Below are 25,369 nucleotides of genomic sequence, written 5' to 3'. Positions count from 1 at the left end.
GATACGCGTGGCAACTTCGGCGAATACGGCCCCGTCCATTTCGGTGGACCGCCAGTTTGATTTCCGGGACGCGGACTTTTCCCGCGTCCGCAAGATGATCCACGCGCGTGCCGGCATTTCGCTTGGCACGCACAAGCGTGAAATGGTCTACAGCCGCCTCGCGCGCCGCCTGCGGGCGTTGGGCGGGCAGGATTTCGGCAGTTATCTGGACAGCCTGGAAAACGAGCCCGACGCCGCGGAGTGGGAAGACTTCATCAACGCGCTCACGACGAACCTGACCGCGTTCTTTCGTGAATCGCATCACTTTCCGATCCTGGCGGACTTCGCGAAGAAGCGCGGGGGACCCGTTTCGGTGTGGTGTTGTGCGGCCTCGACCGGCGAAGAGCCGTATTCGATCGCCATCACGCTGACCGAAGCGCTGGGCCCGCGGGCCGCCGGCTCGACCGTGCTGGCCACGGACATCGACACCAGCGTGCTGAACCGCGCGCGCACCGGCGTCTATCCGAACGAGCGGGTCGCGAAGATGGAAGACGACCGCCTGCGCCGCTTCTTCCTGAAAGGACGCGGCGCGAACGAAGGGCACGTGCGGGTCCGGCCCGAGATCGCCGACATGGTGCGCTACGAGACGCTGAACCTCCTGTCGCCCTCGTGGGGGATCACCGAAAAATTCGACGTGATCTTCTGCCGCAACATCATGATCTATTTCGACAAGCCGACGCAGGCCAAGATCCTGGAGCGGTTCGTTCCCCTCATGAAGCCGGGCGGCCTGCTGTTTGCCGGTCACTCCGAGAACTTCACGTACATCAGCCGGGATTTCCGTCTGCGCGGGCAGACAGTCTACGAATGCGCAAATAAGGCCTGACCGGGCCAGGGCAGCAAACAAGATGAAGAAAATTAGCGTTTTGTGTGTGGATGACTCCGCGCTTGTGCGCGGCTTGATGACCGAAATCATCAATAGCCAGCCGGATATGGAAGTGGTTGCGACCGCGCCCGATCCGCTGGTCGCGCGCGACCTGATCAAGCGTCACAACCCCGACGTGCTGACGCTGGACGTGGAAATGCCCCGCATGGACGGGCTGGATTTCCTGGAAAAGCTGATGCGCCTGCGCCCCATGCCGGTGGTGATGGTGTCGTCGCTGACCGAGCGCGGCGGCGAAATCACGCTGCGCGCGCTGGAACTGGGCGCGATCGACTTCGTGACCAAGCCCAAGCTGGGCATCCGCGACGGCCTGCTCGAATACACGGAACTCATCGCCGACAAGATCCGCGCGGCGTCGCGCGCCAAGCTGCGCGCGCCCACGCCGCATGCGGCGCAGGCCGCGCCGGCGCCCATGCTGCGCCGTCCGCTGTCCAGCTCGGAAAAGCTGGTCATCGTGGGTGCATCCACGGGCGGCACCGAAGCCATCCGCGAAGTCCTGCAGCCGCTGCCGCCGGACAGCCCCGCGATCCTGATCACGCAGCACATGCCGGCCGGCTTCACGCGGTCATTCGCGCAGCGCCTGGACGCGCTGTGCGCCGTGACCGTGCGCGAGGCCGTGCATGGCGAGCGCGTGCTGCCGGGCCACGTGTACCTGGCGCCGGGCGGCGAAATGCACATGCGGCTGGGCCGCAGCGGCGCCAACTACATCATCGAGCTGGAAGCCAGCGAACCGGTCAACCGCCACCGTCCGTCCGTGGACGTGCTGTTCAACTCCGCGGCCGTCGCGGCGGGCAAGAACGCCATCGGCGTGATCCTGACGGGCATGGGCAAGGATGGCGCCACCGGCATGCTCGCCATGCACCGGGCCGGCGCGCACACGATCGCGCAGGACGAAGCAAGCTGCGTGGTCTTCGGCATGCCCCGCGAGGCCATTGCCATCGGGGCTGCAAGTGAAGTGGTGCCGTTGTCGGCGATGAGCGAACGCATTCTGACTCGCCTGGGCGACCGTGGGCACCGCGTTTAACGCGGGCTGACGCCACGATCGGTCTCAAGCAAATTTTTTCTGGAGTGAAAGATGGTAGACAAGGGCCTGAAGATTCTGGTGGTGGATGACTTCCCCACCATGCGGCGGATCATCCGCAACCTGCTCAAAGAGCTGGGTTTTGAAAACGTGGATGAGGCCGAAGACGGCGCCATTGGCCTGGAGAAGCTGCGCAACGGCGGCTTCCAGTTCGTGGTGTCCGACTGGAACATGCCCAACCTGGACGGTCTGGAGATGCTCAAGCAGATCCGCGCCGACGCGTCGCTGGCCTCGCTGCCGGTGCTGATGGTGACGGCGGAAGCCAAGAAGGAAAACATCGTTGCCGCAGCCCAGGCCGGCGCCAACGGTTACGTGGTCAAGCCTTTCACCGCGGCAACGCTGGAGGAAAAGCTGAACAAGATCTTCGAGAAAATTGGCGGGTGAGGTGTGCGATGAGCTCAACGGAAACAGTTGACCCGGCGGAGTCGCCCGACCTTATCCATCGCATCGCGTCGCTGACCCGCATGCTGCGCGACAGCATGCGCGAACTGGGCCTGGACCAGGCGATCAAGGACGCCGCCAATGCGATCCCCGACGCGCGCGACCGCTTGCGGTACGTGGCGCAGATGACCGAGCAGGCCGCCAATCGGGTGCTCAATGCCACCGAGCAGGCGGGTCCGATCCAGGACAACATGTCGCGGTCGGCGCAGGCGCTGGATAGCCGCTGGCAGCAATGGTATGACCAGCCGCTGGAGATGCCGGAAGCGCGCGAACTGGTGCAGGACACGCGCGCCTTCCTGGCGGACGTGCCCAAGCAGACGCAGCAGACGCAGTCCAAGCTGATGGAAATCATCATGGCGCAGGATTTCCAGGACCTGACGGGCCAGGTCATCATGCGCATGATGGACGTGGTGGGCGCGATCGAACGCGAACTGCTGCAGGTGCTGCTGGACAACGTGCCGCAAGAGCGTCGCGACGAAGCCAACAGCCTGCTCAACGGTCCGCAGATCAACCCGCAAGGCAAGACCGACGTGGTCACCAGCCAGGACCAGGTCGACGACCTGCTGGCCAGCCTGGGCTTCTAAGCCCGGCTTTCGCGATGGCCGGCGTTGGCGAAGAGACGAAAGTCTTTCCGCCCGCATGCTCCAGAGGCGCCGGCTATTGCGAGAGGTTTGCGCGGGTGTGCCTGACACCGGCGTGCTAACCCGGTGTCTGACACCCGCGTGCTAATCCGGTGTCTGACACCCGGGCGACGTCGTCGTCAAGTGCCCGGCTGCTTCAGGGGTGTCAGACACCTGCAGCCAGGCATGCCCAGGCGTTAGACACCCACCAACCTAGGTGTCTGACACCCTCAAGAGACCCACTTCATAAGCCTGGATGCTCCGCGGGTGTCTGACACCGTCGAGAAGCGAGGGACGCCCCGCAGGTGTCTGACACCCTCAAGAGACACGCTTCACAAGCCGGGATGCCCCGCGGGTGTCTGACACCTTCCAGCACGCCGCTCCGCAAATGCATGCGTTCGCCCTCCCTCTCATGACGTATTCCCTAAGGGCGTAATCGCTGCCCGGCCGATAGACTCCTGCCAACAATAATCGGGGCCTTGCAGCGCGAGACAAGGCGCGCTTTGCGCGCCAGGCCACGGATGCCCAAAGCAGGCGGTCCGGGCCAGGGAGAGGAGGTTCATCATGGCCAGATCCGTATTCCGCCTGGGCGGCATGTGGGGCTTGTTGCGTCGGCTCAATCGCGGCGACGCGATGCTGTCGGAGCGCGCCCTGTCTTTTAGTCCGGCCGCCTGGCCGCTGTACCGTTTCCTGGGGCAGATCCGCCTGCGGGTCATGACGGTGCGCCAGTCCAGCATCGAAATCGCGCTCAACGCGGCGCGCACGCAATTCCAGGCCGGACGCTGCTCGCTGCTGGCGCGCGAGCAGGCCAGGGCCGCCGAGGCGCTGGCGGCCAGCGGCGCGCAGATCGCGGACCTGTCCGCGTCCACTTCCACGCATGCCCGCGATATCGCCGCCGTTTCCGGCCAGAACCTGCAGGCCGCGCAGCAGGCGCTGGCCGAGCTTTCCGACGTCAAGGCGCGCGTCGACCGCATGACGCGCGAGATGGCGGCCTTTACCGAAGTGGTGGGGCAACTGGCCGCCCGCGCGCAGTCGGTGGGCGACATAAGCAAGGCAATCAAAGGCATTGCGCTGCAGACGCAACTGCTTGCGTTGAACGCGGGCGTCGAGGCGGCCAGGGCAGGGGACGCGGGACGCGGCTTTGCGGTGGTGGCCAGCGAGGTCGGCCGTCTGGCCGAACGCGTCAACACCGCCACCGGCGACATCGGCCGCCATACGTCGGAAATGCTGGGTCTGGTCGAATCCACGCAGCGCCAGACCGGCACGCTGCGCGAGGACGTCGACGCGTCGGGCGCCGTGCTGAACCGCACCTGTGACGGATTCGAGCGCTTCGTGCGCGACTTCGACAGCATGAACCGGCAGGTGGGCGAAGTGGTGCAGGCGATCGGCGAGGTCGACGCGACGAATCACGGCATGAGCCAGGAGGTCGGGCGGATCGCGGCGCTGAGCGCGGACGTGCTGGAACGGGTCGGCAGCATGTCGGGCGAGATCGACCGCATCCGCCGCCAGACCGAAAGCGTGCAGGAAGTGCTGGCCGACATGCGCACCGGCAATACCGCATTCGACAGCCTGTCGGCGTCGCTGGAGGCGTTTGCGGACGCGGCGGCCGGCCTGCTGCACGATGCCCGGCGACGCGGCGTCGACGTGTTCGACCGCCACTACCAGCGCATCCCCGGCAGCGAGCCGCCGCGCTATCACACGGCGTATGACCGGGCCATCGATGAGCCGCTTACGCGCCTGCTCGATAGCGTGCTGGAGGCGGTGCCGGGCGCCATCTACACGATCCTGGTGGACAACCGGGGCTACGCGCCCGCGCACAACAGCCGGTTTTCGCTGGCGCCGACCGGCGATCCAAAGGTCGACATCGTCCGGGTGCGCAACAAGCGGATCTTTGACGATCCGGTGGGCGCCCGGTTGGCCGCCAATACGGGCGCGCAGCTGTTTCAGACGTATTCGCGCGATACCGGCGAGATCGTCAACGATATTTCCCTGCCCATTTATTTGGGGCCGGAACACTGGGGCGCCGTCCGCATCGGACTGGACTACGCGCGCTTCCAGGCCATCGTGGACGGGCAGGCGGCCGGCAGCCGGGCGGCGCCGGTGGCGGGGTGACCGGGCAGCGTTACGCGGGGCGTTGATGTGGCGGCGTGATGCGGCGGGTTGAAGCGGCACGTCGTAGCGGCAGGTTGTAGCGGCAGGTTGTAGCGGCAAGTTGTAGCCGCCCGCCCAGGGGGGGGCTGCCGGGCAGCCGGCGGCGCATCCGGGAATAGCGCCGCTTTCCCCCCGTTTCTTGGCATATCGCCAACCCCCGGCGCCTCCTAGAATCTCGGCGGGCGGCTTGCATTCCACGTCAGCAAGCCGCAACGATCCCGTAGAGCATGTCCGAAGAAAGCGACCTCGAGAAAACCGAAGCCGCCTCTCCCAGGCGCCTGGAAAAGGCGCGCGAGGAGGGGCAGATTGCGCGTTCCCGGGAACTGGGCACGTTCATGATGCTGGCCGTCGGTGTCGCCGCGATCTGGGCGAGCGGCGGATCGCTGTACAAGGGCCTGAGCGGCGTGCTGCGCAACGGGCTGGCTTTCGATCAGCGCGTCGCGCTGGACCCCGGCGTCATGATCGAGCAGGCGGTAAGCGGTTTCGGCCATGCGCTGCTGGTGCTGCTGCCGATCTTCGGCCTGCTGGCGGTGGTGGCGGTGCTGTCGAGCGTGGTGCTGGGCGGCCTGGTGATTTCGACCAAGCCGCTGACGCCCAATTTCTCGAAGCTCAGCCCGCTGGCCGGCTTGAAGCGCATGTTCTCGTCGCAGACGGTGGTGGAGCTGATCAAGGCGCTGGCCAAGGCGATGCTGGTCGGCGGCGTGGCGGTCTGGGTCATCTGGCGCTATCACGACGACATGATGGGGCTGATGCACGTGGCGCCGTCGGCCGCGCTGACCAAGGCGCTGAGCCTGGTGGCGATGTGCTGCGCCTTCATCGTGGCGTCGCTCCTCATCATCGTCATGCTGGACGTGCCGTGGCAGATCTGGAGCCACCTGAAGAAGCTGCGGATGTCCAAGGAGGACGTGCGCCAGGAGCACAAGGAAAGCGAAGGCGATCCGCACGTGAAGGCGCGGATCCGGCAGCAGCAGCGTCAGGCCGCCCGCCGGCGCATGATGTCCGAGGTGCCGAAGGCTGACGTCGTGGTCACCAACCCGACGCACTATGCGGTGGCGCTGAAATACGACGAATCGAAGGGCGGCGCGCCGCGCGTGCTGGCCAAGGGCACGGGCCTGATCGCCGCGAAGATCCGCGAGCTGGCCGCCGAGAACAAGATTCCCACATTGGAAGCGCCGCCGTTGGCGCGCGCATTGCATCAACACGTCGAGCTGGGGCAAGAAATCCCGGCCGAGCTGTATACCGCGGTGGCGGAAGTGCTGGCGTGGGTATTCCAGCTACGATCCTGGCGCTCGGGCTGGGGGCTTGAACCCTCGGCCCCCACGAAGTTGAACGTGCCAGCCGAACTGGACCCGCAGGCAAAAACCGCAGCACAAGGAGTTTAAGGAATGAGCGCACTGCTCACCATGTTGAAGAACAACGGCGGCACGCACGCGCGGCTGCTGGCGGGTCCCATCCTGATCGTGATGGTGCTGGGCATGATGGTGCTGCCCCTGCCCACGTTCCTGCTGGATCTGCTGTTCACCTTCAACATCGCGTTGTCCGTGATGATCCTGCTGGTGGCCATGTTCACGCGCAAGCCGCTGGACTTTGCCGCATTCCCGGCCGTGCTGCTGTTCGCGACGCTGCTGCGCCTGTCGCTGAACGTGGCGTCCACCCGGGTCGTGCTGCTGCACGGTCATACGGGTCCGGACGCCGCGGGCAAGGTGATCGAAGCCTTCGGCCACTTCCTGGTGGGCGGCAACTTCGCCGTCGGGATCATCGTCTTCATCATCCTGACCATCATCAACTTCATCGTCATCACCAAGGGTGCGGGCCGTATCGCGGAAGTGGGCGCGCGCTTCACCCTGGACGCCATGCCCGGCAAGCAGATGGCGATCGACGCGGACCTGAACGCCGGCCTGATCGGCGAAGACGAGGCGCGCAAGCGCCGCTCGGAAGTGTCGCAGGAGTCGGACTTCTTTGGCTCGATGGACGGCGCCTCCAAGTTCGTGCGCGGCGACGCCATCGCCGGCCTCCTGATCATGGCGATCAACATCATCGGCGGCCTGGTCGTCGGCGTGGCGCAGCACGACATGTCCATGGGCGATGCCGGCCGCGTCTACACACTGCTGACCATCGGTGACGGCCTGGTGGCCCAGATCCCCGCGCTGGTGATCTCCACCGCCGCCGGTGTGGTCGTGTCGCGCGTGTCGACCGACCAGGACATCGGCCAGCAGATCATCAGCCAGCTGTTCTCCAATCCCAGCGTGCTGTTCCTGACCGCCGGCATCATCGGCATCATGGGCCTCATCCCCAACATGCCCCATATCGCGTTCCTGACGCTGGCCGGTGCGCTGGGCTGGGGCGGCTGGGCGCTGCTCAAACGCAGGCAGGCCGCGGCGGTGGCCGCCGAGGAGATACCGCCACAGGCGATCACCCAGGCGCAGGCCGCGGCGGCCGAGGCAAGTTGGGAAGACGTATCGATGGTGGACCAGTTGGGGCTGGAAGTGGGCTACCGCCTGATTCCGCTGGTGGACCACGCCCAGAACGGCGAGCTGCTGCACCGCATCCGCAGCCTGCGCAAGAAGTTTGCGCAGGACGTGGGCTTTTTGCCGCCCGTGGTGCACATCCGCGACAACCTGGAACTCAAGCCCAACGATTACCGCATCCTGCTGTCCGGCGTGGAAGTGGGCAACGGCGTCGCGATGCCGGGCCAATGGCTGGCCATCGACCCGGGCGGCGTGACCATGCAGATCAAGGGCACGCCGACGACCGATCCGGCGTTCGGCCTGCCGGCGCTGTGGATCGACAGCTCGCTGCGCGATCAGGCGCAGGTCGCTGGCTACACGGTGGTGGATGCGGGCACGGTCGTGGCCACGCACTTGAATCACCTGATGCATCGCCACGGCTCGAACCTGCTGGGCCGCCAGGAAGTGCAGCAGCTGCTGGACCGCATCGGCCGCGACGCGCCCAAGCTTGTCGAGGATCTGGTGCCCAAGACGCTGTCGCTCACGGCGCTGCAGAAGGTGCTGCAGGGCCTGCTGTCGGAAGAAGTGCCGATCCGCGACATGCGTACCATCATCGACACCCTGTCCGAGCACGGCCCGCGCCTGGCGGCGATGGCCGCCGGGTCGGGCGGGCAGCCGGACATCAACGAGCTGATCGCGCTGACGCGCCGCGCGCTTGGCCGCGCCATCACGCAGCAGTGGTTCCCCGGCGAGGGCGAGCTGCGGGTGATCGGCCTGGATGTGAAGCTGGAACGCGTGCTGTCGCAGGCCATGACGACCAGCGGCGGCCTGGAGCCGGGCCTGGCCGACACGCTGCTGCGCGAGGCGCAGGCGGCGGTCGAACGGCAGGAATCGCAGGGCAATGCGCCGGTGCTGCTGGTGTCGCCGGTGCTGCGCGCGCCGCTGTCGCGCTTCCTGCGCCATCACCTGCCGCAGTTGGGTGTTTTGTCGAATACGGAAATTCCTGATGAGCGCATCGTCCGCGTGACGGCGCTGATCGGCGGGAGCAACGGGCAATGAAGATCAGCCGCTTCTACGGGGCAAACACCCGTGACGTGATGCGTCAGGTGCGCGAGGCCTTGGGGCCGGACGCGCTGATCGTGTCGAACCGCAGCGTCGAGGGCGGCATCGAGGTGCTGGCCACCATCGACGGCGCCTTCGACGACGCGCCGAAACAGCAGACACCGCCGCGCGAAGCGCCGGCCTATGCGCCGCCGGCGCAGGAACGCCAACCTGCGGCGCCGTCGTTCGGCGCGCCGTCCGGGATGGAGCGCCCGCAGGTGACGCCGGCTGCCATGCCGCCCCTGCCGCCTGCCGCGATGCCCCCGGGTATGTCGCCGGCCGGCTACGCGACGCCGGCGCGATCCATTGCCGCCTATCAGTCCGCGTACGCGGCGTCGGCGCAACCGGAGATCGAACCTTCGCCGTCACCCGCAGGATTTGTGCCTGCTTCATCGCAGCCGGAGATTGCGTCGGCCCCGGCTGTGTCGGCCGCGCCTCAGGCGGCCGCGCCTCAGCCGGCCGCGCCTCAGCCGGCCGCGCCAATTCGCGTCGAGCTGCCGCCGCTCGCGCCTGCCCGACCCTTGGCTGCCGCCGTCGGCGCTGGCCTGGCCTCGCCCGCGATGGGCGCTGCGGCCTTGCGCCCCGCGCAGGCTCCGGCGCATTCCGGCGCGCAGATGCCGCCCGTGCCGGCTGCCCGCATGGCGCAGGAACACGCCATGCCCGAGCACATGGCCGCCGCTGCGCCCGCCACCGCCTATCACGCGCCCCAAGGCTACGCCGCGCCGCCTGCACCCGTGCAGGCGCCCGTCATGCCGCCGGCCGCGCCGCCGCAACCGGCCATGCTGCATGCCGCGCCGCCCATGGGCCGCATGCCGGATGCCCCCGTGCGTCCGCCGCAGGGCTTGCCGCCCGCGAATCTGCCAGCCGATACGGCCGCCGGCCTGCAGGACGCCATCAGCGCCTTGCGCGGTGCGCTGGAAACCCGCATGGACGGCCTGTTGTGGGGCGGCCGCCAGGGTCCGGGCCGCGAGCCCGCCGGCGCCGCGCTGTTCCGCAGCCTGCTGGACGCCGGCTTCAGCACCAAGCTGGTCCGCACGCTGGTCGAGCGCCTGCCGCAAGGCCTCTCCACCGAGGCGGCGCTGAGCTGGGCGCGCAATGAACTGGTGACCCATCTGCCGGTGGTGCGTTCCGAAGACGAATTCCTGGCCGGCGGCGTGTACGCGCTGGTCGGCCCGACCGGCGTGGGCAAGACCACGACGCTGGCCAAGCTGGCCGCCCGCTGCGTGGCCCGCGAGGGCCGCGAGCAGGTCGCCATGTTGACGACCGACCTGTTCCGGATCGGCGCACTGGAACAATTGCAGATCTACGGCCGCCTGATGGGCGTGCCGGCGCACTCGGTGCGCGATGCCGGCGAGCTGCGCCGCATCCTGGCCGAACTGGGCAACCGCAAGATCGTGCTGATCGACACCACCGGCATCAGCCAGCGCGACCGCCTGGTGGCCGAGCAGGCGTCGATGCTGTGCAACGCCGGCAAGCCCGTTCGCCGGCTGCTGGTGCTCAATGCCGCCAGCCAGGGCGACACGCTGGACGAGGTGGCGCACGCCTACCGCAATGGCGTCGGCGAAGACGTGGCCGGCTGCATCATCACCAAGCTGGATGAGGCCACCCGTCTGGGCGCGGCGCTGGACACCGCCATCCGCCACCGCCTGCCGATCCACTACATGTCCGTCGGCCAGAAGGTGCCCGAGCACATGGAACTGGCCCGCGCGGACGTGCTGATCGACCGCGCGTTCTCGATGGTCGAGCGCGCCCGCGCGCTGTACACGCCGAGCGAGGCCGACCTGGCGTCGCTGGTGTCGTCGTCGCGCGAGCCGGACGCCGTCGACCCGGCGCGCCGCCGCCAACTGTTGGCTTCGGCCATCCTGCCGCAGCAGGGCGGCGCGGCGTCGATCGCCGCGGCGCAGAACCTGGACGACACCATTTCGTGGCTGGACAGCGACCCGGCGTGCCTGCAATCTCGCACCGCCTGGCGCGAATACGTCAGCGATGGCGCGGGCGCCAGCCTGGCCGCGCTGGGCGACGAGCCGCTGGCGATGGTGAACCGTGAATTTTCCTCCGCGTGCAGCCGCAACCTGCTCGTGATGCACGGCAAGACCGCCATGAAGGGCGAGGCCTTGCCCGGCGGCACGCTGCTGGGCTCGCTGTTGATGAGCGACCGCGGCGCCGCGCTTGCGTCCCCCGCGCAGCAGCTCGTGCTGCCGCACGGCATGTTGAGTTCCTTTGCGCCCGCCGCGCCGGCCCAGCCGGGTCCGGCCGCGGCGTTGCAGGCCCGCGTGCAGTGGCTGGGCGAGCGCCTGCCGTCCTTGCCGCTGGTCCACATGCTGGAGGCCGGCACCGTTGCGCTATGGCAGCCGTTCAGCGAGCAGGGCGTGTCCTGGGTGGCGCGTTGCCCGGGCGGCCTGCGCGTGATCCAGGATGAATGCCCCACCAATCTGAATGCGGTCGGCAAGAGCGTCGGTTACCTGCCCGTCGGCCAGCCGGGTGACATGCCGGGCCTGCGTCCGGCGCCTGGCGCCAAGACCGCGCCGCTGGCACTCTGGGCCTCCGGCACCGAAGTCGTGCTGCCGGGCAAGGGGCAGGGCGCCAGCGTCCGCCTCATCTGCGCGCGGCTGATCGACACGGTCTCGGGCGAGGTCGCGGGCCAGTTGTTCGGCGCGACGAACTTGCCGGCGTCGCAGGCGGACGCCGCGACGATCGCGCGCTGGCTCGTCCTGCAGGAGGAGGCCAAGGCGGCGTTCCGTTACATGGCCAATGCGTGGCAGGCGCTGCCCGCCGTCGATGGCGCCCACACGCTGGCGCGCCAATCGCTGATGGCCGGGCAGTTGGGTGCCGCATGCTGGCAGTTGGCGCATTCGCCGGCGGCCGACGTCGTGCGCGGCCCGCTGTCGGGCATCGTGGGCACCGAACGCAAACTGTCGGGCAAGATGCTGCCGGTGGCGCTGCTGAAGATGTTTGCGCTGCTGGAGATGACGGGCGGGGCTTGAAGCCGCGAACGCTTCTGGCAGGAACAAAAAAACGGCGTGCCATGCACGCCGTTTTTTTTGAATCCGGAGATCCGGGAAGGACTTCAGCCCGCCACGATCGGCCGGCGGCCCGGGGCGCTGCGGGCGCCGCGGCCTTGCGCGTCGTAAGTCGAGGCGCTGCCGACGCCGACATTGCGCAGGGCGTCCAGCGATTGCTGGGTGTAGCGCAGATGCACGTCGATCAGGGCGCCATTACGCATATTGATTTCGCTGGCGGAAGCCGACTTGGTCAGCAGCGCCTGCCACACGCCGGAGAGCTGCGGATATTGCGCCGCGGCTTGCTCGGTGCCGACGTGGCCCGCGGGCAGGCCGATTTCGGTCAGCAGGTTGTCGCGCGTCTGGCTCAGGTCGACCAGTTGCTGCGCGATGCCGCGCTTGCGCTCGGTGATCTGGTTCAGCGTCTCGACGCTGCCCTGGCTGACCAGGACCTCGGTTTCTTCCTCGAGGATCGAGGAGAACTCGGAGATCAGGGTGTCTTCCTGCTTCATGCAGGATTGCAGGGAATCGACGAGGCTCATGACAGACGGCTCAATAGAGAGAAGGGACGGGCTATTTCAGCAGGTCTCGGGCGCTGGCGATCAGGCTGTCGGCGATGCGGCCGGTGTCGATCTTGAGCTGCCCGGAGGCGATCGCGGCGCGGATGGCGGCGACACGCTCGACGTTGATGTCGTTCGAGCCGTCCTGCATGGCCAGCATCTTGCGCGACGCCGAGCTCAGCGCGACTTGCGAGCTGCTCGATCCGGTGGCGCTGCCGGCGCCATACGCTTGACTGACCGCGGACTCGGCGCGGGCACCGACGGCGTCGGCCGCCAGGGGCCGGTTGGTGGTCGAATTGATTTTCAAGGTTTTCTCCGCAGGGCGTTCTGGGTCGGTTTGCGACGGATCCGCCTACTTATGTCTCTGTAACGACAAGGGCCGGAGGAACTTTAGGGTATATGCGAGCCAGGCGCAACGCGATTTGTAACATTGTCTATAGCTGAACTTCCACCAGGGTGGCGTTACGGACGATGCCGCTGACCACCTGGCCGCCCGCGGTGCGCACCTGGACCACGGCGCCGGGGGCCGCGTTGCCCATGGCTTCGCCTTCGCTGCTGACCATGAAACCGTTGCCGCGCGCGTTGATCCGCACGTTCGTGCCGCGCTGCACCGACTGGGCGTTGCGCAGCGACGAGCTGCGGATCGGCTGGCCGGCGTTGATGCGGAAGGCGGCGGTCATGCCGGCCACCGCCTGCGGGTCGGTGATGGCGCCGGGGGGCAGGGAGACCAGATCGCCCTCGCGGGCGTCCAGATCGGCCGGCGTCAGAGCCTGGCCGGCGGCGATCAGGCGCGAGGCCACGTAATAGTGGCCGGCCACGCTGACGGAGGCCTGCACGTAAGTGGTCCAGCCCTTGGCCGTGTTGCAGCGCACGCCGACGGTCATGCGGGACCGCAGTTTCATGCCGGACGGCAGAAAGGGAGCCAGGTCGTCGCAGGGCGTCAGGCGATCGGTGCGCGGCGGGTCGATGGCGATGGCCGCCTCGCCGGGCAGGGAGGCCAGTTGTTCCTGCAGATAAGTCTGCGCCGCAATGATGATCGCTTCCGGGGCCTGGGTGGCCGCGGCCTGTGCCTGGACGGCGCTTGCCGGGACCAGGAGCAAGGCGGCGATGCCGGCGCGCGCGAGAAGGAGTCTTGCGGAGATTTTCATGATGGATGAATTGTAGGAGTGGGCGGCTTTCGGCAATACGCGAATTGGATGAGAAATGACGGGTTATTTGGCTGATTGTGTTACAGGTCCGGCCCCTATCATGCCGTCATCCAATGGGATAACGGTGCGTCCGGCGTCCCTGCTTTATCCGATCTGCAACGAATTCAAGGCGCCACGATGCTCGACAGGCTCAACGAAGATTTCCGGTTCTACCAGCAGGCTTTGTCACTGCGCGCGCAGCGCCAGGAAGTGCTTTCCTCGAACATCGCCAACGCCGACACGCCCAACTACAAGGCGCGCGACATCGACTTCAAGGCCGCGATGCAAAGCGCCATGGAAGGCACGATGCGCCTGCCCGACACGTCGCTCAAGCTGACGTCGGCCCGCCACATCCCGGCCAAGGCCGTGTCGCAGGGCCCGACGGATCTGCTGTACCGCCTGCCGTACCAGCCCAGCATGGACGGCAATACGGTGGACATGGACATCGAGCGCGTGCAGTTCGCCGACAACACCTTGCATTACCAGAGCACGATGCAGCTCATCTCCAACCGTATCCGCGGGCTGCAGACCGCCATCCAGGATTGATCATTAAAGGGAGCAACAGGCAATGTCCTTGTTGAGCATTTTCGATATCGCCGGTTCGGCGCTGAGCGCGCAGTCGCAGCGCATGAACGTGGCGGCCAGCAACATGGCCAACGCCGACAGCGTGGTCGGTCCGGATGGCCAGCCCTACCGCGCCCGTCAGGTCGTGTTCCAGGTCAACCCGGCCGCGGGCCAGGCGCTGGGCCAGGAAATTGGCGGCGTGCGCGTGGCCGGCGTGGTCCAGGACCAGTCGCCCCTGAAGATGGTCTATGACCCCAAGCATCCCCTGGCCGACGCGCAGGGCTACATCAGCATGCCCAACGTCGATCCGGTGGCCGAAACGGTCAACATGATCGCGGCATCGCGGTCCTACCAGGCCAACGTCGAAGTCCTCAATACCGCCAAGTCGTTGATGCAGAAGACGCTGACCATCGGTCAATCCTAATTTCCAGCCAGAGTCTATCCATGACCACCGTCGATCAAAACACGAGCACCACGGCCATGGGCCTGGCGCAAACCGGCGCCACCAGCGCCAGCACCGCGCAAGGCCTGCAGGACCAGTTTCTGAAGCTGCTGGTCACGCAGCTCAAGAACCAGGACCCGCTGAACCCGATGCAGAACGCGGAACTGACGTCGCAACTGGCGCAGATCTCCACGGTGGAAGGCATCACCAACCTGAAGAACACCATGCTGGCCATCAGCGGCCAGATCGACGTGTCCCAGTCGATGAACGCCGTGGCGATGATCGGCAAGGGCGTCCTGATCCCGGGCACCAAGGTCAAGGTCGGCGTCGACAGCGCCAACCCGGCGGAACGCGTGGTCACGCCGTACGGTCTGGATCTGCAGGGCGATGCAAACAAGGTCCAGGTCCGCATCTCGGATTCGAACGGCGCGGTCGTGCGCACCATCGAGCTGGGCGAGCAGAAGAACGGCGTGTACACGCTGGAATGGGACGGCAAGAACGACGCCGGCGTGGCGCTGGAAGCGGGTGCGTACAACGTGTCCGTGCTGGCGACCGACGCCGACGGCGCGAAGGTGAATGCGGAAGTGCTGAGCTACGGCAATGTGAAGAGCGTGGCGTACTCCACCAACGGCCTGCGTCTGGATCTGGGCCTGGACGGCCAGACCAGCATGCTGGACGTGCGCAAGGTGATCGGCGCCTGAACGGGCGGATATGAATTGGTGCCGGCGCACGGGCGACGGCTTTTCCACTAAAGATTAGCGAGAGTAAACATGGGCTTCGGACAAGGATTGAGCGGCTTGAACGCCGCTGCGCAGAACCTGGACGTCATCGGCAACAACATCGCCAACTCGGGCACCGTCGGCTTCAAGTCGGCCACCGCATCGTTCGCTGACGTCTACGCCAGCTCGCGCGTGGGCCTGGGCGTCAAGGTCGCGGCCATCAACCAGCGCTTCACCGTGGGTGCTGTGACGGGCGGCGGCGGTGAATACGACATCGCCATCGATGGCGCCAAGGGCATGTTCCGCGTGACCGACCAGAGCGGCTCGGTCATGTACACGCGCAACGGCGAATTCCTCGTCGACAAGAACAACTTCATCGTGAACGCCCAGGGCTATCGCCTGACCGGCTACCCGCCCGGCGCCATCGGTGCGAACCCCATCGAACTGCAACTGCCGACGGCCAACGTCGCCCCGCAGGCCACCAGCACCGCCACCACCGTGGCCAACCTGGACGCCAACGCCAAGGTCATCTACCAGGTCGATACCGTGACGGCGCCCGCCGTTCCCGGCTCGGTCACCCTGGGCGGCACGGCCTACACGTTCACCAAGGCCGCCGGCGGCGCGCTGACGTGGGCGCCGGGCAACCCGCCGGCCGCCACGTACGGCACGGCCCCGAACACCGTCACGCTCGACGGCACGGGCCAAGTCACGGCGGGCACGCTGGAAAGCATTCCCGGCTTCGTGGACTACACCGCTGCGGTCACCGAAATCGGCAAGCCGTTCGATCCCAAGATCTCCAGCACCTACACGAACGCCTCGCCCATGACGGTGTTCGACTCCCTGGGCAATTCGCACCAGGTGATGCAGTATTTCGTCAAGCGTGAAGCGACCGGCGGCACCAGCGTGTACGACGTGTACTACACGATGGACGGCCAGGCCATGGCGCCGACGACGGAAGCCGGCGGCGTCTGGGGCAACCCCCAGCAGTTCACGTTCAACAACGCCGGCACGCTGACCAGCGCGCCGATCGTTAACCTGTCGTTCGCCCAGCCCGGCGGCACCGCCACCCCGGCCGATCCGCTGAACGTCGCGATCAACTACACCGGCACGACCCAGTACGGCAGCAACTACAAGCTGGTTGCCAAGCCCGACGGCTACACGTCCGGCGAGTTCAGCGGCATCAACATCAGCAGCGACGGCAGCCTGGTCGCCAGCTACACCAACGGCGAAACCCAGGTCGTCGGCACGCTCGTGCTGGCCGACTTCTCGAACCTGCAGGGCCTGCAGCCCGTGGGCAACAACGCCTGGAAGGAAACGGCGGCTTCCGGCCAGCCGATCCTGGGCCAGCCCGGCACCAACAGCATGTCGACGGTGGTGGGTCAGGCGACCGAAGCGTCCAACGTGGACATGAGCAAGGAGCTGGTCAACATGATCATTGCCCAGCGCACCTACCAGGCCAATTCGCAGACCATCAAGACCCAGGACGAGATCATGCAAGTCCTGATGAACCTGAAGTAATGCCCGCTGGGCACGCGACGACATCGACGGAATAGGCAATGGACAGAATCATCTACACCGCCATGAATGGCGCAGCGCGGATCACGGAGCATCAGGCCGCGCTCTCCAACAATATGGCCAACGTGAACACGGCGGGCTTTCGCGAGCAGATCGCGCTGTACCGCTCGGTTCCCGTGACGGACGGGGTGAGCCTGCCTACGCGCGTTTCGACGGTGGCGTCCACGCCCGGCAACAGCTTCGAGATGGGCACCATGCAGACAACGGGCCGCAGCCTGGACGTGGCGCTGGCCAGCGAAAACGGCTGGATCGCGGTGCAGACGCCGCAAGGCGAAGCGTATACCCGCGCCGGCAGCCTGCAGGTCGGCATCAACGGCCTGCTGCAGACGTCGCTGGGCCAGCCGGTCCTGTCGGACCAGGGCGGTCCCATCGACGTGCCCGACCAGGCCGCGCTGACCATCACGTCGGACGGCACGATCACGGCGCTGGGCGCCGGCGACGCGCCGAACAACATCCTGAACCTGGGCCGCCTGAAGCTGGTCAACCCGGACAACAAGCAGTTGGTGCACGGCGACGACGGCGTCTTCCGCATGGCGCCGGTCAACGGCCAGCCCGCGGCGCCGGTGCCCGCCGACCCCGCTCTGCGCCTGCTGTCGGGTGTGCTGGAAGGCAGCAACACCAATCCGATGGCATCGATGGTGGGCATGATCGAAAACGCCCGCCGCTTCGAGCAGCAGATGCAGGTGATTCAGCAGTCGGACCGCAACGCGGAACGCGCCAACGGCATTCTGTCCGTAAGCGCCTGATTTAAATAACATTTAGTTCGCGGCCAGGCCGCGGAACCGGAGTCTTTCATCATGATGCGTTCGCTGTGGATCGCCAAGACGGGCCTGGAAGGTCAGCAGACCTCCATGGACGTGATTTCCAACAACTTGGCCAACGTCTCCACCAACGGGTTCAAGCGCGGCCGTGCCGTGTTCCAGGACCTGATGTACCAGACGCTGCGCCAGCCCGGCGCCCAGGTGGGCGACGCGACGCAACTGCCGTCCGGCCTGCAGCTGGGCACCGGCGCGCGCGTGGCCGCCACCGAGCGCATCCACTCGGACGGCAACCTGAACAACACCGGCAGCGAAATGGACGTGGCGATCAACGGCCGCGGCTTCCTGCCGGTCGAACTGCCCGACGGCACGCAGGCCTACACGCGTGACGGCGCGCTGCAGCGCGACCAGAACGGCCAGCTCGTCACCGTCAGCGGTTACGTCATCCAGCCGCCGATCAACGTGCCGGACAACGCGCTGTCCATCACCATCGGCAACGACGGCATGGTCTCCGTGACGCAACCCGGCGCCGCCGGCGTCAACGTGCAGATCGGCCAGTTGCAGATCGCCACCTTCATCAACCCGACCGGCCTGCAAAGCATCGGCGAAAACCTGTACCTGGAAACCGACTCGTCGGGTCCGGCGAACCTGCTGCAGCCCGGTGTGGACGGCGCAGGCTCGATCATGCAGAAGTACGTCGAGACGTCGAACGTCAACGTCGCTGAAGAACTGGTCAACATGATCACGACGCAGCGCGCTTACGAAATGAACAGCAAGGCCGTCAAGACGTCGGACGAAATGCTGGCCCGCCTGACCCAACTGTGATGCTCATGTCTGTCCTGCGCCTGGTACTTGCGTCTGCGCTGGCTCTGCTGGCGGCTGGTTGCGCCATGATCCCGCCCGAACCCATCGTGACCGGGCCGACGACGGCGGCACCGCCGCCGCCGCCGATGCCCATGGCGCAGCCCACGGGCTCGATCTACCAGCCCACGACTTACGGCAACTACCCGCTGTTCGAAGACCGCCGGCCGCGCAATGTGGGCGACATCGTCACCATCGTGCTGAACGAGCGCACCAACGCGTCCAAGAACGTGGCGACGAACACCAACCGCAGCGGCTCGACCACGATGGGCATCGCCGCGGCGCCGTCCTTCATGGACAGCTGGGCGAACGCCAATCTGAACACCGAAGCCACTGGCGGCAACGTGTCGCAGGGCAAGGGCGACAGCAGCGCCAACAATGCCTTCACCGGCACCATCACCACCACGGTGGTGGGCGTCATGTCCAACGGCAACCTGCAGGTCGCCGGGGAAAAGCAGATCGCCATCAACCGCGGCAGCGAGTACGTGCGCTTCGCCGGCGTGGTCGATCCGCGTTCCATCACGGGCACGAACACCGTGTCGTCCACGCAGGTGGCCGACGCGCGCATCGAATACCGCAGCAAAGGCGTCATGGACGAAGTCCAGACCATGGGCTGGCTGCAACGCTTCTTCCTGATCGCTTCGCCGTTCTAAATCATGAAACAACAGACTCCGATATCCACCTTGCTGTCCCTGTTGGCGCGGGTGTGCGTGGCCGTCGGGCTGGCTGCGGGCGCCGGTGCGGCGCACGCCGAACGGCTCAAGGACCTGGCAAGCATCCAGGGCGTCCGGGGCAACCAGCTCATCGGCTACGGTCTGGTCGTGGGCCTGGACGGCAGCGGCGACCAGGTGCGCCAGACGCCTTTCACGCAGCAGAGCCTGACCAACATGCTGTCGCAGCTGGGCATCACGGTGCCCGCCGGCAGCAACATGCAGTTGAAGAACGTGGCCGCCGTCATGGTCACGACCACCTTGCCCGCGTTCGCGCGGCCCGGCCAGACGCTGGACGTGGTGGTCTCGTCCATGGGTAACGCCAAGAGCCTGCGCGGCGGCACGCTGCTGATGACGCCGCTCAAGGGCGCGGACAGCCAAGTCTACGCCATTGCCCAGGGCAACATCCTGGTCGGCGGCGCGGGCGCATCGTCGGGCGGTTCCAGCGTGCAGATCAACCAGTTGAACGGCGGCCGCATCAGCGCGGGCGCCATCGTCGAACGCGGCGTGCCGACCACGTTCGCGCGCGACGGCTACGTGCATGTCGAACTGAACAACACCGATTTCGGCACCGCGCAGAACGTGGCGACGGCCCTGAACCGCAAGTTCGGCCAGGGCACGGCCACGGCGCTGGACGGCCGCGTCATCCAGGTGCGTACCCCGATGGAGCAGGGCTCGCAGGCCCGCTTCCTGTCGCAGATGGAAGACCTGCAGGTCGCGCGCGCACCCACGGTCGCCAAGGTCATCATCAACGCCCGCACCGGCTCGGTCGTCATGAACCGCACGGTCATGATCGAAGAGGCCGCCGTGGCACATGGCAACCTGTCGGTCATCATCAACCGCCAGAACGAAGTGGTGCAGCCGGACACGCCGTTCACGCAGGGTCAGACGGTGGTCGTGCCCAATACGCAGATCGAAGTGCGCCAGGACAACGGCTCGCTGCAGCGCGTCAGCACCAGCGCCAACCTGGCCGACGTGGTCAAGGGCCTGAACGCCCTGGGCGCCACGCCGCAGGACCTGCTGGCGATCCTGCAGGCGATGAAGACCGCGGGCGCCTTGCGCGCCGAACTTGAAATCATCTGACGCCCATGGCTTACACCAACGACGCGGCACGCGGCAGCACCCGGCAGGATTCGGTCTTTGACATGGGCCGCCTGTCGGACCTGAAGCGCGACGTCAAGAAAGATCCCGCCGGCACCGAGCAGCAGAAGCAGGTCGCCAAGCAGTTCGAGGCGCTGTTCCTGCAGATGATGGTCAAGCGCATGCGTGAGGCCACGCCCAAGGAAGGCCTGTTCGATTCCCAGCAGACGCAGATGCTGCAGTCCATGGCGGACGAGCAGCTGGCCCTGCACCTGGCGTCGCCCGGCATCGGCCTGTCGCAGGCCATCCTGGCGCAGATGCAGCAGGGCCAGCCCGGCGACCTGTCGGACGAAGCCGTCAAGCGCATCGGGCAGGGCGGCGATCTGGACTTCCAGACCGGCGGCTCGCGCGAAGTCTCGGCGCTGCTGAACGTGATGCGCAACAACCGGCCGGCCGACCGCGCCCTGGCCGCCGCCGAAGGCGCGCCCGAGCACGTCGTCGACTTCGTGTCCAAGATGTCGCGCGCGGCCAATCTGGCCTCGCAGCAGAGCGGCGTGCCGGCCCGTCTCATCATGGGCCAGGCGGCCCTGGAGTCCGGCTGGGGCAAGCGCGAGATCAAGCATGAGGACGGCAGCACCAGCTTCAACCTGTTCGGCATCAAGGCCGGCGCGAGCTGGAAGGGCAAGGTCGTCAACGTGCTGACCACCGAATACGAAGACGGCGTCGCCCGCAAGGTGACGCAGCCGTTCCGGGCCTATGCGTCGTACGAGGAATCGTTCGCCGATTACGCCCGCCTGATCGGCAACAGCCCGCGCTACGAGAGCGTGACGACGGCCCGCAACGAGGTCGAGGCGGCTCGCAGGATCCAGGACGCGGGCTACGCGACCGACCCGCGCTACGCCCAGAAACTCATCGGCATCATGGGTCAGCTGCGGGGCGCGGCATCCAACGTGGAAAATTCACGCCGGATGTTGGAAGGACTCTAAATTTGGGTGATCTCCTGCCGTAAACGGGGTATCCAGAGATAACAGCTGCGGTTACATACGGGGCATTGTCAGCATGAATTTGTACAAAACGGCATTGGGCGGGTTGAACGCGGCGCAGGCCGGCCTGGCAACCACCGGCCACAACATCAACAATGCCACCACGGTCGGCTACAACCGCCAACGCGTCATGACCTCGACGGCGGGCGCGCAAGCGACCGCCAACGGCTACATCGGCCGCGGCGTCCAGGTCGACACCGTCGTGCGCAGCTACGACAGCTTCCTGTACAAGCAGCTCGTCGGCGCGACCGGCAGCGGCGCCCAGCTTCAGGCTCAGCTCGACCAGGTTTCGCAGATCAACAACCTGTTCTCCGACCGCACCGTCGGCATCGCCCCGGGCCTGACCAATTTCTTCACCAGCATGAACACGGTGGCCAGCAAGCCGGCGGATCCCGCCGCGCGCGCCGACCTGCTGGGCCAGGCCAACAGCCTGACCACGCAGATCCGCTCGGCCTACCAGGAGATGCAGAAGCAGCGTGAAGGCCTGAACTCGCAGATCAGCACCACGGTGGAGCAGGTCAACAGCTACCTGACCCGCATCGATGACCTGAACCAGCAGATTTCCGTCGCGGCCGGCAAGGCCGGCGGCAGCCCCCCCAACGACCTGCTCGACCAGCGCGACCAGGCCGTCATGGAACTGAACCAGCTCATCGGCATCACGACGTACGAGCAGGGCGACAAGATCAGCATCTCGCTCACGAAGGGCGGCCAGTCGCTGCTGTCGGGCAACACGATCTACCCGCTGCAAGCCGTGCCGTCCTCCGCGGACGCCGGCCGCACGGTCATTGCCTACACGCTGCCCGCGGGCACCGGCAAGACCATCGCGGTCGAAATGAAGGACACGGAAATCTCCGGCGGCAAGCTGGGCGGGCTGCTGCAGTTCCGCGCCTCGTCCCTGGACCTCATGCAGAACCAGCTCGGCCAGATGGCCGTCGGCCTGGCGCTGTCGTTCAACGAGCAGCACAAGCAGGGTCTGGACCAGGGCGGCAATCCGGGTACGGACTTCTTTAGCATCGGTTCGCCCCAAGGCGTGCCGAACACGCAGAACAAGAGCAACGCGCAGATCTCGGGTGAATTCACCAACCTGGCAAACATCAATGCCAAGGACTATGAGATCTCGTTCGACGGCACCAACTACCAGGTCGTGCGCATGCCGGAAGGCTCGCAGGTCTACAACGGCCCGGCCACCGGCACGCCGCCCACGGCCACGCTGAACCTCGAAAACGAGATGGGCCTGACGCTGACCATCAATGCGCCGCCCCAGGCCGGCGACAAGTGGTCGCTGTCGCCCACGCGCGATGCCGCCCGCGATATCAACGTCCTGATCACGGATCCGGACAAGGTTGCCGCGGCGGACGCGGACGGCGGCGACGCCAACGGCAAGAACGCCCTGAAGCTGGCACAGCTGCAGACCAGCAAGGTGCTGGGCCACGGCACGATGAGCATCAACGACATGTTCGCGCAGGTCGTGAACACCGTCGGCGTGCAGACGCAGCAGATCAAGACGGCCGCCACGGCGCAGGTCAACCTGGTCAAGCAGACGACCGCTGCCCAGCAGGCGGTGTCGGGCGTCAACCTGAACGAAGAATACGTAAGCCTGTCGCTGTACCAGGAGCAATACCAGGCCAGCGCCCGCATCATCGATGTGGCAAGCACCATTTTTGACACGCTGTTGGGCCTGCGCGGCTGATCAGAACGTTGACTGTGAATACTAGAAAGCATTACGGAGCTGCACCATGCGTCTGAGCACCACGATGATGTACTCGAACGGACTGAGCGGCGTTCTCGCTCAGGAATCCGACATGAATCGCCTGGTCGAACAGGTTGGCAGCGGTCGCAAATTCCTGACCCCCGCGGACGATCCGTTGTCGGCGTCCCTGTCGATCGGCGTCGCGCAGACGCAGAGCATGAACACGACGTACGGCCTGAACCGCAACACGGCCAAGACCAACCTCGGACAGGAAGCCAACGTCCTGGACTCGATCACCACCGCGCTGCAGGACGTGCGCACGCGTGTCGTCCAGGCCGGTAACGGCACGTTCGCCGACAGCGACCGTCAGGCCCTGTCGACTGCGCTCAAGAGCGCACGCGACGCGCTGCTGGGTCTTGCCAACAGCACCGACGGCAACGGCCAGTATCTGTTCTCGGGTTACGAGGGCGGCGTGGTGCCTTACGCGCAGGACGCCACCGGCAAGATCGTCTACAGCGGCGCCACCGGCGAACGCACCGTGCAGGTCGACCAATCGCGCCAGCTGTCCACCAGCGACCTGGGCAGCGACATCTTCGACCGCGCCAATCCGGGTTCGACTGCATACGTCAGCACCGCATCGCCGGCCAACGGCGGCACCGCGCAGTTCGGCACCGTCTCGGTCACGCCGGGCAGCCCCAATATCGGCAAGAACTTCAGCCTGCAGTTCGAAGCGGATCCCGCGACGGGCAACATGGGCTACCGCGTCATCACGACCGACCCGAACGCCAACCCGCCCGTGCCGCCGGTGACCACCCCGGCGCCGCCGGCCGGTCCCACGCAATACACGGAAGGCTCCAGCATCGACTTCGGCGGCGTCGCCGTCGTGATCAAGGGCACACCGCAGAACGGCGACGTCATCAACGTCGAAAGCATCCAGTCGGCCGACGTGGACATGTTCAATACGCTGGACAACCTCATCAAGGTGCTGGATTCGCCCATCGCGGGTGACGAGAAGGCGCTGGCCCGTCTGAACAACGAACTGGCGACGGCGAACAAGAAGCTGGCCACCACGTACGACAACGTGCTGACCGTGGGCGCTTCCGTGGGCGCGCGCCTGAACGAACTGGAGGCGCTGGACGCCACCGGCACGCAAAAGGGCCTGTCGTACTCGAAGTCGCTGTCGGATCTGGAAGACCTGGACTACTACGCCGGCGCCAGCCAGCTCGCGCTGCGCCAGGTGGCGCTACAGGCGGCCTCGGCTGCGTTCATGACCATCCAGGGTTCCAGCCTGTTCAGCCGCAAGTGATGCGGTAGTTTTCTGCGCGGCGCCGCTTGTGCGCGCCGCGGGTGGCGCACATTTCGGACGCTGCCGGCCAAGGGCCGGGGCGTCCGTAGTGCGTGTAGGGTAGGTTGTGTCGTTCTTCGTTGCTTAACGCTCGGATATTTCATGCTTGGTAATTTAAAAGTTCGCACCTGCATCATCCTGGTGCTGTTGCTCTTCACGGGCGCCATGTTCATTTCGAACGGTGTGGCGTGGATGGGGTTGAATTCCAGCAATGACAAGCTGGGTCGGATCAACGACGCCTATTCGAACCAGGCGACGCAGTTGCAGCGTGCGTACAGCACCTTCCTGCGCGGCCGTCTGCTGCTTGCCAACTCGCTGATGGACATGCAGCAGGGCAAGACCGAACAGTCCACGTCCCAGGCCAAGCGCGCCGACGCGCTGATGGCCGAAGGCGTCAAATCGCTGGACGCGTTCCGCAAGGCCCCGCGCATGGCGGGCTCCGAAGACCTCGTGACCAAGCTCGAAGCCGCCTACAAGCAGTTCGACGACGTCTACCGCCGCCAGGCCGCCGCGCTGGCGAACCTGGCCATCCAGGAATACCTGGACCTGAACGATGCTGGCGGCGCCGCCAACACCGCGTTCCGCGAGGCCGTCAACAACGTGCTGGAGTTCGTGGACACGCGCACCGACGAACTCGTCGTGCAGGCGGAGGTCGATCACAACATCTCGCGTACGGTCACCATCGTGCTGCTGGCCATTGCGCTGGCCTTGGCGCTGGGCTGCTGGATCTTTATCAACCGCACCGTCCTGCGTCCGTTGCATGAAGCCGGCGACCATTTCGAGAAAATTTCCGCCGGCGACTTCACCGGCCGCATCGAAGTGCGCAGCACCAACGAGATCGGCCACCTGTTCGGCGCCATCAAGCGCATGCAGGAAAGCCTGACGCGCACGGTGGCCTCGGTGCGCCGTGGCGTGGAAGAAATCAACGTTGGCTCGCGTGAGATTTCCGCGGGCAACACGGATCTGTCCAGCCGCACGGAGCAGCAGGCGGCCTCGCTCGAGGAAACCGCGGCTTCCATGGAAGAGCTGGCGTCCACCGTGAAGCAGAACGCGGACAACGCGCGCCAGGCCAATCA

Annotated in this window: 23 protein-coding genes; 20 read left to right on the top strand and 3 right to left on the bottom strand. The window is 66.4% G+C overall.

The window, feature by feature from the left end; genetic code table 11:
- Positions 1-7 precede the first annotated feature (7 nt).
- The 8 genes from RT697_RS19390 (at position 8) to flhF (ending at position 11,744) form a co-directional block, all read left to right on the top strand.
- Positions 8-862 carry a CheR family methyltransferase gene (locus RT697_RS19390; protein ID WP_313701109.1) on the top strand — a complete coding sequence of 285 codons (855 nt, stop codon included), beginning with the start codon at positions 8-10 and terminating at the stop codon, positions 860-862.
- Between the two features lie 22 nt (positions 863-884).
- On the top strand, positions 885-1,943 hold the full coding sequence (locus RT697_RS19385; protein WP_313701108.1) for a chemotaxis response regulator protein-glutamate methylesterase: 1,059 nt from the start codon (positions 885-887) through the stop codon (positions 1,941-1,943).
- A gap of 51 nt (positions 1,944-1,994) precedes the next feature.
- Positions 1,995-2,384: a chemotaxis response regulator CheY gene (gene cheY, locus RT697_RS19380; RefSeq protein WP_056316584.1), complete on the top strand. Its 390-nt coding sequence runs from the start codon at positions 1,995-1,997 to the stop codon at positions 2,382-2,384.
- Positions 2,385-2,392: 8 nt separating this feature from the next.
- Positions 2,393-3,025: a protein phosphatase CheZ gene (gene cheZ, locus RT697_RS19375; RefSeq protein ID WP_056570181.1), complete on the top strand. Its 633-nt coding sequence runs from the start codon at positions 2,393-2,395 to the stop codon at positions 3,023-3,025.
- A 600-nt stretch (positions 3,026-3,625) separates the two neighbouring features.
- Complete coding sequence (locus RT697_RS19370) at positions 3,626-5,173, top strand: methyl-accepting chemotaxis protein (RefSeq protein ID WP_313701106.1); 1,548 nt, start codon at positions 3,626-3,628, stop codon at positions 5,171-5,173.
- A gap of 266 nt (positions 5,174-5,439) precedes the next feature.
- Positions 5,440-6,594 carry a flagellar biosynthesis protein FlhB gene (gene flhB, locus RT697_RS19365; RefSeq protein ID WP_313701104.1) on the top strand — a complete coding sequence of 385 codons (1,155 nt, stop codon included), beginning with the start codon at positions 5,440-5,442 and terminating at the stop codon, positions 6,592-6,594.
- Positions 6,595-6,597: 3 nt separating this feature from the next.
- Positions 6,598-8,718 (top strand): flagellar biosynthesis protein FlhA, encoded by a 2,121-nt coding sequence (gene flhA, locus RT697_RS19360; RefSeq protein WP_313701102.1) that lies wholly within the window; start codon positions 6,598-6,600, stop codon positions 8,716-8,718.
- Positions 8,715-11,744 (top strand): flagellar biosynthesis protein FlhF, encoded by a 3,030-nt coding sequence (flhF, locus tag RT697_RS19355; RefSeq protein ID WP_313701100.1) that lies wholly within the window; start codon positions 8,715-8,717, stop codon positions 11,742-11,744. Before flhA ends, flhF begins: the two co-directional genes overlap by 4 nt.
- Positions 11,745-11,827: 83 nt before the next feature.
- Here flhF and RT697_RS19350 read toward each other — a convergent pair whose 3' ends face one another.
- From RT697_RS19350 to flgA, 3 genes are all read right to left on the bottom strand, one after another.
- Positions 11,828-12,301, bottom strand: a complete 474-nt coding sequence (locus RT697_RS19350) for a flagellar protein FlgN (protein WP_313701098.1) — start codon at positions 12,299-12,301, stop codon at positions 11,828-11,830.
- 31 nt (positions 12,302-12,332) lie between these two features.
- Entirely contained in the window at positions 12,333-12,626 is a 294-nt protein-coding gene (flgM, locus tag RT697_RS19345) for a flagellar biosynthesis anti-sigma factor FlgM (RefSeq protein ID WP_056570190.1), read from the bottom strand.
- A 127-nt stretch (positions 12,627-12,753) separates the two neighbouring features.
- Entirely contained in the window at positions 12,754-13,467 is a 714-nt protein-coding gene (gene flgA / locus RT697_RS19340) for a flagellar basal body P-ring formation chaperone FlgA (RefSeq protein WP_313701097.1), read from the bottom strand.
- Positions 13,468-13,644: 177 nt separating this feature from the next.
- Between flgA and flgB the strand changes: the two genes are divergently transcribed.
- From flgB to RT697_RS19280, 12 genes are all read left to right on the top strand, one after another.
- Complete coding sequence (gene flgB / locus RT697_RS19335) at positions 13,645-14,052, top strand: flagellar basal body rod protein FlgB (RefSeq protein WP_313701096.1); 408 nt, start codon at positions 13,645-13,647, stop codon at positions 14,050-14,052.
- A gap of 22 nt (positions 14,053-14,074) precedes the next feature.
- The gene (gene flgC / locus RT697_RS19330) at positions 14,075-14,494 is read left to right on the top strand and encodes a flagellar basal body rod protein FlgC (RefSeq protein WP_313701094.1); all 420 of its coding nucleotides are present in this window, start codon (positions 14,075-14,077) and stop codon (positions 14,492-14,494) included.
- A gap of 20 nt (positions 14,495-14,514) precedes the next feature.
- Positions 14,515-15,213, top strand: a complete 699-nt coding sequence (locus RT697_RS19325; protein WP_313701092.1) for a flagellar hook capping FlgD N-terminal domain-containing protein — start codon at positions 14,515-14,517, stop codon at positions 15,211-15,213.
- Positions 15,214-15,282: 69 nt separating this feature from the next.
- A complete protein-coding gene (locus RT697_RS19320; protein WP_313701090.1) occupies positions 15,283-16,749 on the top strand; it encodes a flagellar hook-basal body complex protein in 1,467 nt (488 codons plus the stop codon).
- 38 nt (positions 16,750-16,787) lie between these two features.
- Entirely contained in the window at positions 16,788-17,552 is a 765-nt protein-coding gene (locus RT697_RS19315; RefSeq protein ID WP_312432489.1) for a flagellar basal body rod protein FlgF, read from the top strand.
- 51 nt (positions 17,553-17,603) lie between these two features.
- Complete coding sequence (gene flgG, locus RT697_RS19310) at positions 17,604-18,389, top strand: flagellar basal-body rod protein FlgG (protein WP_056570201.1); 786 nt, start codon at positions 17,604-17,606, stop codon at positions 18,387-18,389.
- Positions 18,389-19,078: a flagellar basal body L-ring protein FlgH gene (locus RT697_RS19305; protein ID WP_313701118.1), complete on the top strand. Its 690-nt coding sequence runs from the start codon at positions 18,389-18,391 to the stop codon at positions 19,076-19,078. Before flgG ends, RT697_RS19305 begins: the two co-directional genes overlap by 1 nt.
- Positions 19,079-19,081: 3 nt before the next feature.
- A complete protein-coding gene (locus tag RT697_RS19300) occupies positions 19,082-20,218 on the top strand; it encodes a flagellar basal body P-ring protein FlgI (RefSeq protein ID WP_312432496.1) in 1,137 nt (378 codons plus the stop codon).
- 5 nt (positions 20,219-20,223) lie between these two features.
- Positions 20,224-21,201: a flagellar assembly peptidoglycan hydrolase FlgJ gene (gene flgJ, locus RT697_RS19295; RefSeq protein WP_313701087.1), complete on the top strand. Its 978-nt coding sequence runs from the start codon at positions 20,224-20,226 to the stop codon at positions 21,199-21,201.
- A gap of 73 nt (positions 21,202-21,274) precedes the next feature.
- The gene (gene flgK / locus RT697_RS19290) at positions 21,275-22,948 is read left to right on the top strand and encodes a flagellar hook-associated protein FlgK (RefSeq protein WP_313701085.1); all 1,674 of its coding nucleotides are present in this window, start codon (positions 21,275-21,277) and stop codon (positions 22,946-22,948) included.
- 46 nt (positions 22,949-22,994) lie between these two features.
- The gene (gene flgL, locus RT697_RS19285) at positions 22,995-24,254 is read left to right on the top strand and encodes a flagellar hook-associated protein FlgL (protein WP_313701083.1); all 1,260 of its coding nucleotides are present in this window, start codon (positions 22,995-22,997) and stop codon (positions 24,252-24,254) included.
- A gap of 141 nt (positions 24,255-24,395) precedes the next feature.
- The coding region (locus tag RT697_RS19280) for a Tar ligand binding domain-containing protein (protein ID WP_313701081.1) at positions 24,396-25,369 on the top strand (974 nt) is incomplete at its 3' end.

This window comes from Achromobacter sp. (genome assembly GCF_032113835.1).
In the GTDB taxonomy this organism is placed as follows: Bacteria; Pseudomonadota; Gammaproteobacteria; order Burkholderiales; family Burkholderiaceae_B; genus Achromobacter.
This window is presented reverse-complemented; position numbering and strand designations above follow the sequence as displayed.

Coding starts and splice junctions, on each gene's coding strand:
- RT697_RS19385 (WP_313701108.1), top strand. CDS start 885: ATGAAGAAAATTAGCGTTTTGTGTGTGGATGACTCCGCGCTTGTGCGC.
- cheY (WP_056316584.1), top strand. CDS start 1,995: ATGGTAGACAAGGGCCTGAAGATTCTGGTGGTGGATGACTTCCCCACC.
- cheZ (WP_056570181.1), top strand. CDS start 2,393: ATGAGCTCAACGGAAACAGTTGACCCGGCGGAGTCGCCCGACCTTATC.
- RT697_RS19370 (WP_313701106.1), top strand. CDS start 3,626: ATGGCCAGATCCGTATTCCGCCTGGGCGGCATGTGGGGCTTGTTGCGT.
- flhB (WP_313701104.1), top strand. CDS start 5,440: ATGTCCGAAGAAAGCGACCTCGAGAAAACCGAAGCCGCCTCTCCCAGG.
- flhA (WP_313701102.1), top strand. CDS start 6,598: ATGAGCGCACTGCTCACCATGTTGAAGAACAACGGCGGCACGCACGCG.
- flhF (WP_313701100.1), top strand. CDS start 8,715: ATGAAGATCAGCCGCTTCTACGGGGCAAACACCCGTGACGTGATGCGT.
- RT697_RS19350 (WP_313701098.1), bottom strand. CDS start 12,301: ATGAGCCTCGTCGATTCCCTGCAATCCTGCATGAAGCAGGAAGACACC.
- flgA (WP_313701097.1), bottom strand. CDS start 13,467: ATGAAAATCTCCGCAAGACTCCTTCTCGCGCGCGCCGGCATCGCCGCC.
- flgB (WP_313701096.1), top strand. CDS start 13,645: ATGCTCGACAGGCTCAACGAAGATTTCCGGTTCTACCAGCAGGCTTTG.
- flgC (WP_313701094.1), top strand. CDS start 14,075: ATGTCCTTGTTGAGCATTTTCGATATCGCCGGTTCGGCGCTGAGCGCG.
- RT697_RS19325 (WP_313701092.1), top strand. CDS start 14,515: ATGACCACCGTCGATCAAAACACGAGCACCACGGCCATGGGCCTGGCG.
- RT697_RS19320 (WP_313701090.1), top strand. CDS start 15,283: ATGGGCTTCGGACAAGGATTGAGCGGCTTGAACGCCGCTGCGCAGAAC.
- RT697_RS19315 (WP_312432489.1), top strand. CDS start 16,788: ATGGACAGAATCATCTACACCGCCATGAATGGCGCAGCGCGGATCACG.
- flgG (WP_056570201.1), top strand. CDS start 17,604: ATGATGCGTTCGCTGTGGATCGCCAAGACGGGCCTGGAAGGTCAGCAG.
- RT697_RS19305 (WP_313701118.1), top strand. CDS start 18,389: ATGCTCATGTCTGTCCTGCGCCTGGTACTTGCGTCTGCGCTGGCTCTG.
- RT697_RS19300 (WP_312432496.1), top strand. CDS start 19,082: ATGAAACAACAGACTCCGATATCCACCTTGCTGTCCCTGTTGGCGCGG.
- flgJ (WP_313701087.1), top strand. CDS start 20,224: ATGGCTTACACCAACGACGCGGCACGCGGCAGCACCCGGCAGGATTCG.
- flgK (WP_313701085.1), top strand. CDS start 21,275: ATGAATTTGTACAAAACGGCATTGGGCGGGTTGAACGCGGCGCAGGCC.
- flgL (WP_313701083.1), top strand. CDS start 22,995: ATGCGTCTGAGCACCACGATGATGTACTCGAACGGACTGAGCGGCGTT.